General features: G+C 57.4%; 16 protein-coding genes and 1 riboswitch. Of the genes, 6 read left to right on the top strand and 10 right to left on the bottom strand.

From position 1 onward, the window contains the following. The 8 genes from CKK19_RS23190 to CKK19_RS23155 all read right to left on the bottom strand — a co-directional run. On the bottom strand, nucleotides 1-608 hold a 608-nt coding region (locus CKK19_RS23190; RefSeq protein WP_225455231.1), incomplete at its 3' end, for a PDC sensor domain-containing protein. Nucleotides 609-941: 333 nt separating this feature from the next. Beyond that, nucleotides 942-2,075, bottom strand: coding sequence for a 2-iminoacetate synthase ThiH (gene thiH / locus CKK19_RS23185; protein ID WP_022646704.1), 1,134 nt, complete (start codon nucleotides 2,073-2,075; stop codon nucleotides 942-944). After that, nucleotides 2,075-2,842: a thiazole synthase gene (gene thiG / locus CKK19_RS23180; protein ID WP_023299071.1), complete on the bottom strand. Its 768-nt coding sequence runs from the start codon at nucleotides 2,840-2,842 to the stop codon at nucleotides 2,075-2,077. Before thiG ends, thiH begins: the two co-directional genes overlap by 1 nt. 1 nt (nucleotide 2,843) lies before the next feature. Further along, nucleotides 2,844-3,044 (bottom strand): sulfur carrier protein ThiS, encoded by a 201-nt coding sequence (gene thiS, locus CKK19_RS23175; protein WP_003862324.1) that lies wholly within the window; start codon nucleotides 3,042-3,044, stop codon nucleotides 2,844-2,846. Continuing rightward, nucleotides 3,028-3,783, bottom strand: coding sequence for a thiazole biosynthesis adenylyltransferase ThiF (thiF, locus tag CKK19_RS23170; RefSeq protein WP_023299072.1), 756 nt, complete (start codon nucleotides 3,781-3,783; stop codon nucleotides 3,028-3,030). Before thiF ends, thiS begins: the two co-directional genes overlap by 17 nt. Beyond that, the gene (gene thiE / locus CKK19_RS23165) at nucleotides 3,770-4,411 is read right to left on the bottom strand and encodes a thiamine phosphate synthase (protein WP_063854389.1); all 642 of its coding nucleotides are present in this window, start codon (nucleotides 4,409-4,411) and stop codon (nucleotides 3,770-3,772) included. Before thiE ends, thiF begins: the two co-directional genes overlap by 14 nt. After that, a complete protein-coding gene (gene thiC / locus CKK19_RS23160) occupies nucleotides 4,411-6,306 on the bottom strand; it encodes a phosphomethylpyrimidine synthase ThiC (protein WP_038415060.1) in 1,896 nt (631 codons plus the stop codon). The genes thiE and thiC overlap by 1 nt, the downstream gene beginning before the upstream one ends. Before the next feature lie 78 nt (nucleotides 6,307-6,384). Beyond that, nucleotides 6,385-6,494: riboswitch (TPP riboswitch) on the bottom strand. A 54-nt stretch (nucleotides 6,495-6,548) separates the two neighbouring features. Further along, entirely contained in the window at nucleotides 6,549-7,046 is a 498-nt protein-coding gene (locus CKK19_RS23155; protein WP_023299075.1) for an Rsd/AlgQ family anti-sigma factor, read from the bottom strand. 95 nt (nucleotides 7,047-7,141) lie between these two features. On the opposite strand from CKK19_RS23155, the gene nudC reads away from it, so the two are divergent. The 6 genes from nudC (at nucleotide 7,142) to CKK19_RS23125 (ending at nucleotide 11,494) form a co-directional block, all read left to right on the top strand. Continuing rightward, nucleotides 7,142-7,915 (top strand): NAD(+) diphosphatase, encoded by a 774-nt coding sequence (gene nudC / locus CKK19_RS23150; protein ID WP_022646710.1) that lies wholly within the window; start codon nucleotides 7,142-7,144, stop codon nucleotides 7,913-7,915. Nucleotides 7,916-7,953: 38 nt separating this feature from the next. Continuing rightward, the gene (hemE, locus tag CKK19_RS23145) at nucleotides 7,954-9,018 is read left to right on the top strand and encodes a uroporphyrinogen decarboxylase (RefSeq protein ID WP_023299076.1); all 1,065 of its coding nucleotides are present in this window, start codon (nucleotides 7,954-7,956) and stop codon (nucleotides 9,016-9,018) included. Nucleotides 9,019-9,027: 9 nt separating this feature from the next. After that, nucleotides 9,028-9,699, top strand: a complete 672-nt coding sequence (gene nfi, locus CKK19_RS23140; RefSeq protein ID WP_003862312.1) for a deoxyribonuclease V — start codon at nucleotides 9,028-9,030, stop codon at nucleotides 9,697-9,699. Between the two features lie 41 nt (nucleotides 9,700-9,740). Continuing rightward, nucleotides 9,741-10,331 carry a YjaG family protein gene (locus CKK19_RS23135; RefSeq protein ID WP_022646712.1) on the top strand — a complete coding sequence of 197 codons (591 nt, stop codon included), beginning with the start codon at nucleotides 9,741-9,743 and terminating at the stop codon, nucleotides 10,329-10,331. Between the two features lie 186 nt (nucleotides 10,332-10,517). Beyond that, on the top strand, nucleotides 10,518-10,790 hold the full coding sequence (gene hupA, locus CKK19_RS23130) for a nucleoid-associated protein HU-alpha (protein WP_002445246.1): 273 nt from the start codon (nucleotides 10,518-10,520) through the stop codon (nucleotides 10,788-10,790). An 11-nt stretch (nucleotides 10,791-10,801) separates the two neighbouring features. Next, entirely contained in the window at nucleotides 10,802-11,494 is a 693-nt protein-coding gene (locus tag CKK19_RS23125; RefSeq protein ID WP_022646713.1) for a DUF1481 domain-containing protein, read from the top strand. A gap of 47 nt (nucleotides 11,495-11,541) precedes the next feature. Here the strand turns inward: CKK19_RS23125 and purD are convergent, their stop codons facing one another. Continuing rightward, the gene (purD, locus tag CKK19_RS23120) at nucleotides 11,542-12,834 is read right to left on the bottom strand and encodes a phosphoribosylamine--glycine ligase (RefSeq protein WP_022646714.1); all 1,293 of its coding nucleotides are present in this window, start codon (nucleotides 12,832-12,834) and stop codon (nucleotides 11,542-11,544) included. Nucleotides 12,835-12,849: 15 nt separating this feature from the next. Further along, a complete protein-coding gene (gene purH / locus CKK19_RS23115; RefSeq protein WP_063854390.1) occupies nucleotides 12,850-14,439 on the bottom strand; it encodes a bifunctional phosphoribosylaminoimidazolecarboxamide formyltransferase/IMP cyclohydrolase in 1,590 nt (529 codons plus the stop codon). Between the last annotated feature and the right edge of the window lie 529 nt (nucleotides 14,440-14,968).

The following is a 14,968-nucleotide window of genomic DNA, read 5'->3' as shown; positions in this document are numbered from 1 at the left end:
AATTCAGTAAACCACTTCACCATGGAGGTTAAATCAAGATGGAAAGCGAGCGTGCCCTTCAGACGGCCTTCCGGTGAAATGACCGGTTTATAGAGGGTGACCGTAGGATGTTGGGTGAAATAGTCCAGATAGGGGCGGGTGTAGTGAGGAAAGTTGCTGGCTTCCGCTTGCCCGATAAACCATGGGCGTGTTCGTGCGTCGAACGACCTACTCTTCTCCGTTGGCAGTACTTCCGGCGCGCGCAGATGGTGCCCTTCGGTGTCCGCCAGAGAGATAGACGACACCGTCGGCATCAGGTTCTGCAAATGCATTAACATCTGCAAACCCTGTGCTGGATCGATATTTATCGTCTGATTCACTCTGTCGTCACGGGCGTAGTACATCGCAGCGCGACCAAGAATATAGTCGTTTTCTCGCAGGATGGATTCGGTATAGTTCACCGCCAGATTATGGGTGAAGTTACCATTAATTTTATGATAATCCTCAATAAAATCCTTCCGTTGTGAAAGGATGACCAGAATCGCGATTATCGCGAAACTGAACAGAATCCCCGCGAAGCTGACCATAATTGGTCGGGTGAAAGAGAGCTTTTTACTGTGGAGTGCCATGAGTTGTGCATCAATCCAGATGGTAGGCGCGTTGCGTCTGTCGATATCCTCAGCATAGTCGCTGTCAGATTGCTGGTAGTAAATTATACAGAAAGCGATTTCCGACGGGTTGATTTATCTTAAGAGTAGATAAGAAACGACGTATTTATTTTATCAATTGAAATTTTGTTTAAGGGGCGGAGGGCAGGGCGAAACGAGGAAGAAGCATTTTCACCCTGGTCAGCGTCCGTTGCTGACGTGGTTAATCCTAATAAAACCGGGCAGATCTCCTCAATCGCCCGGCGTTGATCTTACGAGCCGTCTCGTAACCTTTCCGCATTGTTGCAGGCGGTTTCAGCGCAAATGCGAAGCTCTTCCCAGCCAGCTGTCCCAGTCTTTCCACACGGGCTGTAGCCCCTGTGCAGTCAGGGCTTCCGCCACCGCGTCGGGCCGTCGTCCGTCGTGCGGTGCAAACTGTTCCAGTTCCGGGCGATCGTCCGCGTAACCGCCCGGCTGCGTTTTGGAAAAGGCGCTGACGTTGTTGATCGCCAGAGGGATCGCGCGGTCGCGAAACGCGGGGGATTCACGCGTGGAGAGCGACAATTCCACTTCCGGCGCGAACAGGCGAAATGCGCACAGGGTTTGCACCAGCTGGCGCTCATCCATCAGCGAGGCGGGTTCAATGCCTCCCGTACACGGACGCAGCCGTGGGAATGAGATGGAATAGCGGCTTTGCCAGTAGTACTGCTGTAGCCACAGCAGATGCTCTGCCACCATATAGCAGTCAACCCGCCAGCTGTCGGACAGACCGATAAGCGCGCCCAGCCCAATTTTATCGATACCGGCGCGCCCCAGCCTGTCCGGCGTTTCCAGCCGGAAGATGAAATCCTGCTTCTTCCCTTTCAGGTGATGCCGGGCATAGGTCGCCTCGTGGTAGGTTTCCTGATAAACCATTACGCCGTCCAGCCCAAGGGTTTTCAGTTCCGCATATTCCTCTTGCGACAGAGGCTGCACTTCCATTTGCAATGAGGCAAATTCGCGGCGGATGGCCGGAAGATGCTGGCGAAAATAGTCCATCCCCACTTTGCCCTGATGTTCACCCGTCACCAGTAAGAGATGTTCAAAACCCATCTCACGAATAGCCGCACACTCGCGGGCGATCTCATGCTCATCCAGCGTTTTACGCTTAATGCGGTTGCTCATTGAGAAGCCACAGTAGGTGCAGTCGTTGGCGCACAGATTAGAGAGATAAAGCGGCACGTAAAAGCTCACCGTGTTGCCAAAGCGCTGGCGGGTAAGGCGTTGCGCGCGCTGCGCCATCGGTTCAAGGTATGCGCTAGCAGCCGGAGAAAGCAGGGCCATCAAATCCTCGCGGGTCACATGCCGGGCTGTTAATGCCCGCTCTACGTCCGCAGAGGTTTTACTGTTGATGCGTAAGGCAATATCGTCCCAGTTAAGCTGACGCCAGCGATCGGTAAAGGTAGCCATCAGAGTGCCTCCAGAAAACCGGTCAGCGGGCTGGTGGCCTGCGCCTGAAAGCTGCGCGAGCCGGGGCCGGACTGTCGTGCCAGCAGACCGGACTCCACGGCAAGGCGGAACGCACGCGCCATCATCACCGGGTCGTCGGCCACCGCAATCGCGGTATTGACCAGCACCGCATCGGCCCCCATCTCCAGCGCCTGCGCGGCATGACTGGGTACGCCGATGCCCGCATCCACCACCACGGGCACGGTCGCCTGCTCGATGATGATCTCCAGCATCGCGCGGGTCTCCAGTCCCTGGTTGGAGCCAATGGGCGCCCCTAACGGCATCACGGCCGCGCAGCCGACCTCTTCCAGACGCTTACACAGCACGGGATCGGCACCACAGTAGGGCAGAACGGTGAATCCCTGTTGCACCAGCGTCTCTGCCGCTTTCAGGGTTTCGATCGGATCGGGCAACAGCCAGCGGGCGTCCGGATGAATTTCCAGCTTCAGCCAGCAGGTGCCGAGCGCTTCCCGGGCCAGATGCGCAGCGAAAATTGCTTCCTCGGCCGTTTTCGCACCGGAGGTATTGGGTAAGAGCGTCACGCCTGCCTCCAGTAACGGCGCAAGTATGGCATCGTTGTGCTGACGCAGATCCACGCGCTTCATCGCCAGCGTCACCAGCTGGCTGCCGCTTTCACGAATAGCATCCACCATTAGCTGCGGGGAGGCGAATTTTCCGGTTCCGGTAAACAGATGTGAATCAAAGACTTTGTCGGCAATACGTAACATCTCAGCCCCCAGCGATAACCTGAAACAGCAGGATCTGGTCGCCTTCATTGACCTGCTGATGTTCCCACCGCTCGCGCGGCAGGATCTGTTGATTGAGCGCCAGCGCCGTTCCCGGCTTCAGCTGGCGCAGCGTGTCGAGCAGGGCGGCAACGGTGAGATCGTCGTCGCACGTCATCGGCTCATCGTTAAACAGAATGCGCATCGCGGCCTCCGCATACCGGGCAGCGGTTGGCGCGGTTTAACGCCAGATGGCGCCAGCCGCTGGAACGGGCGTCGAACAGCCGGAGCGTGTTGCGCTCTGTTTCCATGCCGCTGAGCAACTTGATGGCTTCCAGCGCCTGAAGGGTACCCATCACGCCCACTACCGGCCCAAGAATGCCAGCCGTGCGGCAGTTACGCTCCGGTTCAGCCTCGTCCGGCCACAGGCAGCGGTAGCAGCCCTGCGCCCACGGCGGCGTAAGCACCATTATCTGCCCGCCGAAACCGACCGCGCTGGCGGTGATCAGCGGCGTGTTCTGTGCAACACAGGCCGCATTAATGGCCTGACGCGTCGCCATATTGTCCGTGCAGTCCAGCACCACGTCGGCAAGGGCAACTTCGCGTTGCAGATCTTCTCCGCTCAGCCGCGTCTGGAGCGCCACCAGTTCAATATCGGGGTTAAGCTGGTTCAGCCGCTTGCGCGTAACCTGTGCTTTAGGCTGGTTAACATCTTCTGTCGTGAAGAGGATTTGCCGTTGCAGGTTGCTGAGGTGTACCTCATCGTCATCGGCCAGTACCAGCGTTCCCACGCCCGCCCCGGCCAGATACAGCGCGGCGGGCGCGCCCAAGCCACCCAAACCGACAATCAGTACCCGGCTGGCGAGCAGCTTTTGCTGCCCGTCAATGGCGATATCCTCCAGCAGGATCTGGCGGCTGTAGCGCATAAAATCACGATCTTTCATCGCCTGCTCCTGCCAGTTGTAAAAGCCGTGCGGTGGCGGCCTGCCAGTCTGCGGCCTGGGTGATAGCGCTGACGACGGCGATACTGCCGACGCCGGTTTCCAGCACGGCGGGCGCTCGTTCAAGGCTGATCCCGCCGATGGCGACGGTGGGGTAATCGGCAAGGCGCTTAACGTGGGCTGCCAGCTGAGCCAAACCCTGTGGGGCAGACGGCATCTGTTTGGTTTGCGTCGGGAAAACGTGGCCGAGGGCGATGTAGGAGGGGCGGGCCGCCAGCGCCACGTCGATCTCCATATCATCGTGGGTGGAAACGCCCAGCCGCAGACCGGCGTTACGGATTGCGTTGAGATCGGTCGTTTCCAGATCTTCCTGTCCCAGATGCACGCCATACGCCTGGTGTTTAACCGCCAGCCGCCAGTAGTCGTTGATAAACAGGCGGGCGTGGTAGCGACGTCCCAGCGCGATAGCGGCGGCCACATCGGCCTCCACCTCTTCGTCGCGTTTATCCTTGATGCGCAGCTGGAGGGTGCGAACGCCTGCCTCCAGCAAGCGCTCTATCCACTCCACGCTGTCCACCACCGGGTAAAGCCCTAAGCGGAAGGGGACAGGTGGGAAATCGGGCTGGTACATTACGCCTCCTCCTTTTTGAGGTAGATTTCGCCGCCTTTGGCGCGGAAGGTTTCGGACATGTCTGCCATGCCGACTTCAATGGTCTGCGCGGCGGCGTAATCGCGTACCTCCTGGCTGATTTTCATCGAGCAGAACTTCGGCCCACACATGGAGCAGAAGTGCGCGACTTTGCCCGATTCCTGCGGCAGGGTTTCGTCGTGGTAGGCGCGGGCGGTGAACGGATCCAGCGCCAGGTTGAACTGGTCTTCCCAGCGGAATTCAAAGCGCGCTTTGGACATGGCGTTGTCGCGAATTTGCGCGCCCGGATGGCCTTTCGCCAGATCCGCCGCGTGGGCGGCAATTTTGTAGGTGATCAGCCCCTGCTTCACGTCCTCTTTGTTTGGCAGCCCGAGGTGCTCTTTCGGCGTCACGTAGCAGAGCATGGCGCAGCCGAACCAGCCGATCATCGCCGCGCCGATCCCGGAAGTGAAGTGGTCATAGCCCGGCGCAATATCGGTGGTCAACGGCCCCAGGGTGTAGAACGGTGCTTCGTGGCAGTGCTCCAGCTCCTCGGTCATGTTGCGGCGGATCATCTGCATCGGCACATGGCCCGGGCCTTCAATCATCACCTGCACATCGTACTCCCAGGCGATTTTGGTCAGCTCGCCCAGCGTGTGCAGCTCGGCAAACTGCGCCTCGTCGTTAGCGTCACGGATGGAGCCAGGACGCAGGCCGTCGCCCAGAGACAGAGAAACGTCATAAGCGGCGCAGATCTCGCAGATTTCGCGGAAGTGCTCGTAGAGGAAGTTTTCCTGATGATGGGAAAGGCACCATTTCGCCATAATCGAACCGCCGCGTGAGACGATACCGGTCAGACGCTTCGCGGTCATCGGCACGTAGCGCAGCAGTACGCCCGCGTGAATGGTGAAGTAGTCCACGCCCTGTTCCGCTTGCTCCAGCAGCGTGTCGCGGAACGCTTCCCAGGTGAGGTTTTCGGCGATGCCGTTGACCTTCTCCAGCGCCTGATAAATCGGGACGGTGCCAATCGGCACCGGGCTGTTACGCAGGATCCATTCGCGGGTTTCGTGAATGTAACGGCCGGTGGAGAGGTCCATCACCGTGTCCGCGCCCCAGCGCGTTGACCAGACCAGCTTTTCCACCTCTTCTTCGATGGAAGAGGTGACGGCAGAGTTGCCGATGTTGGCGTTGACCTTCACCAGGAAGTTGCGGCCGATAATCATCGGCTCGGATTCCGGGTGGTTGATGTTGGCGGGAATAATCGCGCGCCCGGCGGCTACTTCATCACGCACGAATTCCGGCGTGATGTTCTCCGGCAGGCGAGCGCCAAACCCTTCACCCGGATGCTGGTGGCGCAGCACTTCGCTGCGAATGCGCTCGCGGCCCATGTTTTCGCGGATGGCGATGAACTCCATCTCCGGCGTGACGATACCCTGTCGCGCGTAGTGCAGTTGGGTTACGCATTTGCCCGCTTTAGCGCGTTTCGGCGTCAGCAGGCCAGTAAAGCGCAGCTCGTCCAGACCGTCGTCGGCCAGGCGCGCGTTGGTGTACGCCGAGCTGCGCACGCTCAGTTCTTCGCAGTCGTTACGGGCATCAACCCACGGCTGGCGAAGCTTTGCCAGACCCTGCTGCACGTTGATAGCAACATCAGGATCGCCGTACGGGCCGGAGGTGTCATACACCGGCACGGCTTCGTTGTCTTCAAATTGCGGGTGCTCTTTGCTGCCGCCGATAAGCGTCGGGCTGAGCTGGATTTCGCGCATCGGCACGCGGATATCGGCCTGTGAACCGGTAATGTAGATGCGCGTTGAGTTCGGGAAAGCGGTGCCTTCCAGGGTGTCGATGAAGCGTTGTGCGTGTTCGCGCTGTTCGCGGCGGGTCAGTTTTGTTGTAGACATAGCTCATTCCAGATGTGAAGGACATGGCTTGTCAGACGACGGATGAAGCAAGAGAAGATCGCCCGAAGGCGATACAACAGCAGTGTGACTCTTGTTCCCTTCGCAGGTATTAACCTGATCAGGTTCCGCGGATCCCGAATTAACGGTCTCAGCCCGTGCTTTCACACTGGGCACTCCGACAAGAAAAATCCCCCTCCGCAGAGGGGCGAATGGTTGTAAATTACTCGTTAACGATTAAGAACTCAAGCAGGGCGCGCAACGTTATCGCTGGTGCTGATAGTCAGGTTGTTGTCCAGCACGAGGGCGATGAGCTTGTCTTCCAGCGTGAATCGCTCTTCCAGTGCTTCGCCAAGGTCGGAAAGCGCCTGCTGAAACTCAAGATAGTTATCGTGATCGATAGCGTTCTCCAGCGTGGAATCGTAGTAGTCCATGATCTGCTGGGTGTTGGCTTCAAGCAACGGACAGAGTTTACTGGCCGCTAAATACGGCGTTGTCCCTTCCATTTCGCGGATAATGCGTTCATAAAGGTTGAAATGGCCGTCGGAGAGGTAGTCGACCAGGCTCTGACAAAAGTCGTCCAGCGCTTTTTCATTGAGTCGCATAAAGGATTCTTTGCCAGGCTTAAGACCAACCAGATTGTAATACGCCACAAGGAGATGCTTGCGCACATGTAGCCAGCGATCCACCAGGGTGTTACTTCCTCCAACGCGCTCAGTCAGGCTTTCCAGCTGGTTTAACATGGTCGACTCCATAAGGTTTAAAATGGGATCTGCTTATCCAAAATGTAACCACAATGCTAACAACATGTCAGTGAAGCGAAGGTAGTGCAATAGATATGGATCGTATTATTGAAAAATCAGATCTGGGTTGGTGGATCGTCAGCCACGAACAAAAATTATGGCTGCCCTCAGGAGAGTTGCCCTACGGTGCCGCGGAAACGTTCGATCTGGTGGGCCAGTCCGCGCTGAAGATCGGCGAGTGGCAGGGCGATCCCGTGTGGTTGATCCAACAGGCGCGCCGTCAGGATATGGGATCCGTACGTCAGGTGCTGGATCTGGACGTCGGCCTGTTCCAGCTGGCGGGGCGCGGCGTACAGCTGGCGGAGTTTTACCGCTCGCACAAATACTGCGGTTACTGCGGCCACACCATGCACCCGAGCAAAACCGAATGGGCGCTGCTCTGCGGCCACTGCCGTGAACGTTACTACCCGCAAATCGCACCGTGCATCATTGTCGCCATCCGCCGTGATGATTCCATCCTGCTGGCGCAGCATACCCGCCATCGCAACGGCATTCACACCGTCCTCGCCGGGTTCGTGGAAGTCGGCGAAACGCTGGAACAGGCGGTGGCGCGCGAGGTGATGGAGGAGAGCGGCATTAAGGTGAAAAACCTGCGCTATGTGACGTCGCAGCCGTGGCCGTTCCCGATGTCCCTGATGACCGCGTTTATGGCGGAATACGACAGCGGCGAGATTGTTATCGATCAGAAAGAGCTGCTGGAGGCGAACTGGTATCGCTACGACGATTTACCGCTGCTGCCCCCGCCGGGAACGGTGGCGCGTCGCCTGATAGAAGATACCGTGGCAATGTGTCGGGCCGAGTATGAGTAGTGTTACACTGACGGACTGACGCAATAAGGAACTGCAAAATGACCGAACTGAAGAACGATCGTTATCTGCGTGCGCTGCTGCGCCAGCCCGTTGATGTCACCCCGGTGTGGATGATGCGCCAGGCGGGACGCTATCTGCCAGAGTACAAAGCCACGCGTGCGCAGGCGGGCGATTTTATGTCGCTGTGCAAAAACGCCGAACTGGCCTGTGAGGTGACGCTCCAGCCGCTGCGCCGCTTCCCGCTCGATGCCGCCATTCTTTTTTCGGACATTCTTACCATTCCGGACGCGATGGGCCTTGGGCTCTATTTCGAAACCGGCGAGGGGCCGCGTTTTACCTCACCGATCAAAAGCAAAGCCGACGTTGATAAGCTGCCGATCCCCGATCCGGAAGGCGAGCTGGGCTATGTGATGAACGCCGTGCGCACCATCCGCCGCGAGCTCAAAGGCGACGTGCCGCTGATTGGCTTCTCCGGTAGTCCGTGGACGCTGGCAACCTACATGGTGGAAGGTGGCAGCAGCAAAGCCTTTACCGTCATCAAAAAGATGATGTACGCAGAGCCGCAGGCCCTGCATGCCCTGCTCGACAAGCTGGCGAAGAGCGTCACGCTCTATCTCAACGCGCAGATTAAAGCGGGCGCGCAGTCGGTGATGATTTTCGACACCTGGGGCGGCGTGCTGACCGGGCGTGATTATCAGCAGTTCTCCCTGTACTACATGCACAAAATTGTCGATGGTCTGCTGCGTGAAAACGAAGGCCGTCGCGTGCCGGTAACGCTGTTTACGAAAGGCGGCGGTCAGTGGCTGGAAGCGATGGCGGCCACCGGCTGTGATGCGCTGGGCCTCGACTGGACCACTGATATTGCCGATGCGCGTCGTCGTGTGGGGGATAAAGTGGCGCTCCAGGGCAACATGGACCCTTCCATGCTCTATGCGCAGCCTGCCCGTATCGAAGAAGAAGTGTCGACTATACTGTCTGGTTTCGGCCAGGGCGAAGGCCACGTCTTCAACCTCGGTCACGGTATTCATCAGGATGTACCGCCAGAACACGCTGGCGTATTTGTGGAGGCGGTGCATCGGCTTTCTGCCCAGTATCACAAGTAAGGAGTGGTTATGGATCTCGCGTCGCTACGCGCTCAGCAAATCGAACTGGCTTCATCGGTGATCCGCGAGGATCGTCTGGATACGGACCCTCCGCGATACATTGGCGGGGCGGATGTCGGGTTTGAGCAAGGCGGTGAAGTGACGCGAGCGGCGATGGTGGTGCTGAAATACCCGTCGCTGGAGCTGGTGGAGTACAAGGTGGCGCGTATCGCCACCACCATGCCCTATATCCCCGGCTTTCTCTCCTTCCGCGAATATCCCGCGCTGCTGGCCGCGTGGGAGCAACTCTCGCAAAAACCCGATCTGCTGTTTGTGGATGGGCACGGCATCTCCCATCCGCGTCGCCTGGGCGTTGCCAGCCACTTTGGTCTGCTGGTAGACGTGCCGACCATCGGCGTGGCGAAAAAACGCCTGTGCGGCGCGTTTGAGCCGCTCTCTGCCGAACCGGGCGCGCTGGCGCCGCTTATCCATAAAGGCGAGCAGCTGGCGTGGGTCTGGCGCAGTAAAGCGCGCTGCAACCCGTTGTTTATCGCCACCGGGCATCGGGTCAGCATGGACAGCGCCCTGGCGTGGGTGCAACGCTGTATGAAGGGCTACCGCTTACCTGAGCCTACCCGCTGGGCTGACGCCGTTGCCTCTTCACGTCCGGCATTCATTCGTTGGCAGGAAATTCAGCCGTGATTCAGGTAAACTGCGGCTAATTTTCGATTCGAGACATCATCATGTTACAAAACCCGATTCATCTGCGCCTTGAGAAGCTGGAAAGCTGGCAGCACGTGACGTTTATGGCTTGCCTGTGCGAGCGCATGTACCCCAACTATGCCGCGTTCTGTAAGCAAACGGAGTTTGGCGAAGGCCAGATTTATCGACGTATCCTGGATTTGATCTGGGAGACGCTGACGGTCAAAGACGCAAAGGTAAACTTCGACTCTCAGCTTGAAAAGCTGGAAGAGGCAATTCCTGCGGCGGACGATTACGACCTGTATGGCGTCTACCCGGCTATCGATGCCTGTGTGGCGTTGAGCGAGCTGATCCACTCCCGTCTGAGCGGTGAAACCCTGGAGCACGCCATTGAAGTCAGTAAGGCATCCATCACCACCGTCGCGATGCTGGAAATGACCCAGGAAGGCCGTGAAATGACCGACGAAGAGCTGCGTGCTAACCCGGCGGTTGAACAGGAATGGGATATTCAGTGGGAAATTTTCCGTCTGCTGGCGGAGTGTGAAGAACGTGATATTGAGCTGATCAAAGGGCTTCGCGCGGACCTGCGCGAGGCCGGTGAGAGCAATATTGGTATAATTTTTAACCAATGAGACAACAAAACGTGATTTAACGCCTGTTTTGTCACTCCTCGACTCTTCCCTTTCGCCCCCCGTCTGGTCTACATTTGGGGGGCGAAAAAAAGTGGCTATCGGTGCGTGTATGCAGGAGAGTGCTTTTTTGGCATTTTCGTCGCACTCGATGCTTAGCAAGCGATAAACACATTGAAAGGATAACTTATGAACAAGACTCAACTGATTGATGTAATTGCGGACAAGGCTGATCTGTCTAAAGTGCAGGCTAAAGCTGCTCTGGAATCTACCCTGGCTGCTATTACTGAGTCTCTGAAAGAAGGCGATGCTGTACAACTGGTTGGTTTCGGTACCTTCAAAGTGAACCACCGCGCTGAGCGTACTGGCCGCAACCCGCAGACCGGTAAAGAAATCAAAATCGCCGCAGCTAACGTGCCGGCATTTGTTTCTGGTAAAGCACTGAAAGACGCAGTTAAGTAAGACGCGTGGCAGTGAACAGTTTTAACGAAGGGGCGGCAACGCCCCTTTTGTCATTCTGGCGTGGACCGCTCGCGCTGGCAGGCGTACTGTTGCTGTCTGCCTGTAGTCATGATTCCTCACTCCCCCCGTTTACCGCCAGCGGCTACGCTGACAACCAGGGTGCGGTCAGGATCTGGCGCAAAGATTCCAGCGATGAAGTGCATATGCTTACCGCGTTCAGTCCGTGGCATAACGGCAATACCTCGACCGCAGAATACCGCTGGCAGGGCGATGCGCTGTCGCTCATTGAACTGAATATCTACAGTAAGACTCCCGAACACGTGAAGGTGCGTTTTGACGACCACGGCGAGCTGAGCTTTATGCAGCATGAGGTCAGTGGACTGAAACAGCAGCTTTCCAGCGATCAGGTCGCCCTCTACCGCTACCGTGCTGAACAACTTCGCCAGACCAGCGATGCGCTGCGTCAGGGTCGCGTGGTGCTGCGCCAGGGGCGCTGGCATGCCGACGGCACGGTGACCACCTGCGAAGGGCAGACAGTGAAGCCTGAGCTTGAATCCTGGGCAACCGAACACATTCAGCGTCGTCAGCGGCATTCATCTGTGGAGGTGAGTGTGGCATGGCTGGAAGCGCCGGAAGGCTCTCAGCTGTTGCTGGTGGCGAACGAAGATTTCTGCACCTGGCAGCCGACAGAGAAGAGTTTTTGATTTAAGTCCCCTCTCCCTTGAGGGAGAGGGTTAGGGTGAGGGGGAAATTACTCTCCCTGCTCCCGCGCAATGGCACGATAGCCGATATCCTGGCGGCTGAAGCTGCCGTTCCAGTGAATATCCGCCATCAACGCATAGGCGCGCTTCTGCGCCTCTGCCACGGTATGACCCAGCGCGGTCGCACACAGCACGCGTCCACCATTAGTGAGCACGCGGTCATCGTCAGAGAGCTTTGTACCGGCGTGGAACACCTTCGCACCGTCAATCTCTTCCAGCGGCAGGCCGTGGATCTCATCCCCGGTGTTGTAGCTACCCGGATAGCCACCCGCAGCAATCACCACACCTAAAGAGGCACGCTCGTCCCACTCGGAAGTTTTCTCATTCAGCTTGCCTTCGCACGCCGCCAGACACAGATCAACCAGATCGGACTTCATGCGCAGCATGATCGGCTGAGTTTCCGGATCGCCGAAGCGGCAGTTGAATTCAATCACCTTCGGGTTACCCTGCTTGTCGATCATCAGGCCTGCGTAGAGGAAACCGGTGTAGGTATTGCCTTCCGCCGCCATCCCTTTTACGGTTGGCCAGATGATGCGGTCCATGGTGCGCTGGTGTACTTCGTCAGTGACCACCGGAGCAGGGGAGTAAGCACCCATCCCGCCGGTGTTTGGACCCGTGTCGGCATTGCCTACGCGCTTGTGATCCTGGCTGGTGGCCATCGGCAGGACGTGCTCACCGTCAACCATCACGATAAAGCTCGCTTCTTCGCCGTCGAGGAACTCTTCAATCACGATGCGGTGGCCCGCATCGCCAAAGGCGTTACCCGCCAGCATATCCTGCACAGCGGCTTCCGCTTCTTCAAGGGTCATCGCCACGATAACGCCTTTCCCGGCAGCCAGACCGTCGGCTTTAATCACAATCGGCGCGCCTTTTTCACGCAGGTAAGCCAGAGCAGGCTCTACCTCGGTGAAGTTCTGATATTCCGCCGTCGGGATGTTATGACGCGCGAGGAAATCTTTGGTGAAGGCTTTTGAACCTTCCAGCTGTGCGGCACCTTCCGTTGGGCCGAAAATTTTCAGGCCCGCGGCGCGGAAGGCATCTACAACGCCGATCACCAGCGGCGCTTCCGGGCCCACAATCGTCAGATCGATATTCTCGTTCCGGGCAAAGCTCAGCAGCGCCGGGATATCGGTTACGCCGATGGCGACGTTCTGTAGCGCGGGCTCCAGGGCGGTACCGGCGTTACCCGGTGCCACAAAGACGGTTTCAACCTGCGGAGACTGCGCTGCTTTCCACGCCAAAGCGTGCTCGCGCCCGCCATTACCAATCACTAATACTTTCATTTTCTGCTCCGGAAATTAATGGCGGAAGTGGCGCATGTCGGTAAAGATCATTGCGATGCCGTGTTCGTCGGCAGCGGCAATCACTTCTTCATCACGGATTGAACCGCCAGGCTGGATCACACAGGTGATGCCCACAGCAGCGGCCGCATCAATACCGTCGCGGAACGGGAAGAAGGCGTCAGAGGCCATGGCGGAACCTTTGACTTCCAGACCTTCGTCACCTGCTTTAATACCCGCGATTTTCGCAGAGTAAACGCGGCTCATCTGGCCTGCGCCTATCCCGATGGTCATGTTCTCTTTGGCGTAAACAATGGCGTTAGACTTCACGAACTTCGCCACTTTCCAGCAGAACAGCGCGTCGCGCAGCTCCTGTTCGGTCGGCTGACGTTTGGTGACCACGCGCAGGTCGGCTTCTGTCACCATACCCAAATCGCGATCCTGAACCAGCAGACCGCCGTTCACGCGCTTGAAGTCCAGACCTGGAACGCGCTCTGCCCACTGGCCGCAAACCAGCACGCGCACGTTCTGTTTCGCCGCGGTGATTTTCAGCGCTTCTTCGGATGCGGATGGCGCGATGATCACTTCGACAAACTGACGGGAGATGATGGCCTGCGCGGTTTCCGCATCCAGCTCGCGGTTGAAGGCGATAATGCCGCCGAACGCGGAGGTCGGGTCGGTTTTGTAGGCGCGATCGTAGGCATCCATAATGGAGGTGCTTACTGCGACGCCGCATGGGTTGGCGTGCTTGACGATAACGCAGGCCGGCTCGCTGAACTCTTTCACGCATTCCAGCGCGGCGTCGGTATCGGCAATGTTGTTATAAGAGAGGGCTTTGCCCTGTACCTGCTGAGCAGTCGCAACAGAGGCTTCTTTCACCTCTTCTTCTATATAGAAGGCTGCCTGCTGGTGGCTGTTCTCGCCGTAGCGCATATCCTGCTTCTTAATGAAGTTCAGGTTCAGGGTGCGCGGGAAGCGACCAGATGGATCTTTGCTTTCACCGTGGTAGGCAGGAACCAGGCTACCGAAGTAGTTGGCGATCATGCTGTCGTACGCGGCGGTGTGTTCGAAGGCTTTGATGGCGAGGTCGAAACGCGTATCAAGCGTCAGGGACCCTTCGTTGGCGTCCATCTCATTAATAATGGCGCTGTAGTCGCTGCTCTTCACCACGATGGCCACATCTTTATGGTTCTTGGCTGCGGAGCGCACCATGGTCGGGCCGCCGATATCAATGTTCTCTACGGCATCTTCCAGAGAACAGCCTTCGCGGGCGACGGTCTGGGCGAAGGGATAGAGGTTAACGACAACCATGTCGATGGGGGCAATATTGTGCTGCTCCATAATGCCGTCGTCCTGACCGCGACGACCCAGAATGCCGCCGTGCACTTTCGGGTGCAGGGTTTTGACGCGTCCATCCATCATTTCCGGGAAACCGGTGTAGTCGGACACTTCGGTTACCGGCAGACCTTTCTCTGCTAACAGGCGAGCGGTACCGCCTGTAGAAAGCAGCTCCACACCGCGTGCGGAAAGTGCCTGAGCGAATTCGATGATACCGGCTTTATCAGAAACACTGAGCAGAGCGCGGCGGACTGGACGACGTTGTTGCATGGTAAATCCCCTGGATTTCACGATTACAGAGAGCGTTAGATGAATTTTCCAGCGAAAAACTCATCTAACACACCTGACGAGGCCTCCTTGTTAAGCGCGAGCATTTTAACGAAAACGTTTGCGCAACGCTCGCATATTTTCACTTTTTCGAAGCGCTGTGGATAACTCTGTGCGTAAAAGGGTATAAGGCGGGGTTTTGCTGGGGAATGCAGCAGTCAGTCATTTTTCTGTCATTTAGCGGTTGCGGCCTGCGGAGAACTCCCTATAATGCGCCTCCATCGACACGGCGGATGTGAATCACTTCACAGACAACCCGGTCGGTTGAAGAGAAAAAATCCTGAAATAACGGGTTGACTCTGAAAGAGGAAAGCGTAATATACGCCACCTCGCGACAGAGCGCTGAAGCGCGTCGCAACTGCTCTTTAACAATTTATCAGACAATCTGTGTGGGCACTCAAAGTGACATGGATTCTTAACGTCCTCGGACGAAAAATGAATACCAAGTCTCTGAGTGAACATACGTAATTCA

The sequence above is a fragment of the Enterobacter sp. CCUG 70166 genome, assembly GCF_020224095.1.
In the GTDB taxonomy this organism is placed as follows: Bacteria; Pseudomonadota; Gammaproteobacteria; order Enterobacterales; family Enterobacteriaceae; genus Enterobacter; species Enterobacter intestinihominis.
This window is presented reverse-complemented; position numbering and strand designations above follow the sequence as displayed.

Coding starts and splice junctions, on each gene's coding strand:
- thiC (WP_038415060.1), bottom strand. CDS start 6,306: ATGTCTACAACAAAACTGACCCGCCGCGAACAGCGCGAACACGCACAA.
- hupA (WP_002445246.1), top strand. CDS start 10,518: ATGAACAAGACTCAACTGATTGATGTAATTGCGGACAAGGCTGATCTG.
- nfi (WP_003862312.1), top strand. CDS start 9,028: ATGGATCTCGCGTCGCTACGCGCTCAGCAAATCGAACTGGCTTCATCG.
- thiH (WP_022646704.1), bottom strand. CDS start 2,075: ATGGCTACCTTTACCGATCGCTGGCGTCAGCTTAACTGGGACGATATT.
- hemE (WP_023299076.1), top strand. CDS start 7,954: ATGACCGAACTGAAGAACGATCGTTATCTGCGTGCGCTGCTGCGCCAG.
- CKK19_RS23135 (WP_022646712.1), top strand. CDS start 9,741: ATGTTACAAAACCCGATTCATCTGCGCCTTGAGAAGCTGGAAAGCTGG.
- thiE (WP_063854389.1), bottom strand. CDS start 4,411: ATGTACCAGCCCGATTTCCCACCTGTCCCCTTCCGCTTAGGGCTTTAC.
- nudC (WP_022646710.1), top strand. CDS start 7,142: ATGGATCGTATTATTGAAAAATCAGATCTGGGTTGGTGGATCGTCAGC.
- thiF (WP_023299072.1), bottom strand. CDS start 3,783: ATGAAAGATCGTGATTTTATGCGCTACAGCCGCCAGATCCTGCTGGAG.
- purD (WP_022646714.1), bottom strand. CDS start 12,834: ATGAAAGTATTAGTGATTGGTAATGGCGGGCGCGAGCACGCTTTGGCG.
- thiG (WP_023299071.1), bottom strand. CDS start 2,842: ATGTTACGTATTGCCGACAAAGTCTTTGATTCACATCTGTTTACCGGA.
- CKK19_RS23155 (WP_023299075.1), bottom strand. CDS start 7,046: ATGTTAAACCAGCTGGAAAGCCTGACTGAGCGCGTTGGAGGAAGTAAC.
- purH (WP_063854390.1), bottom strand. CDS start 14,439: ATGCAACAACGTCGTCCAGTCCGCCGCGCTCTGCTCAGTGTTTCTGAT.
- thiS (WP_003862324.1), bottom strand. CDS start 3,044: ATGCGCATTCTGTTTAACGATGAGCCGATGACGTGCGACGACGATCTC.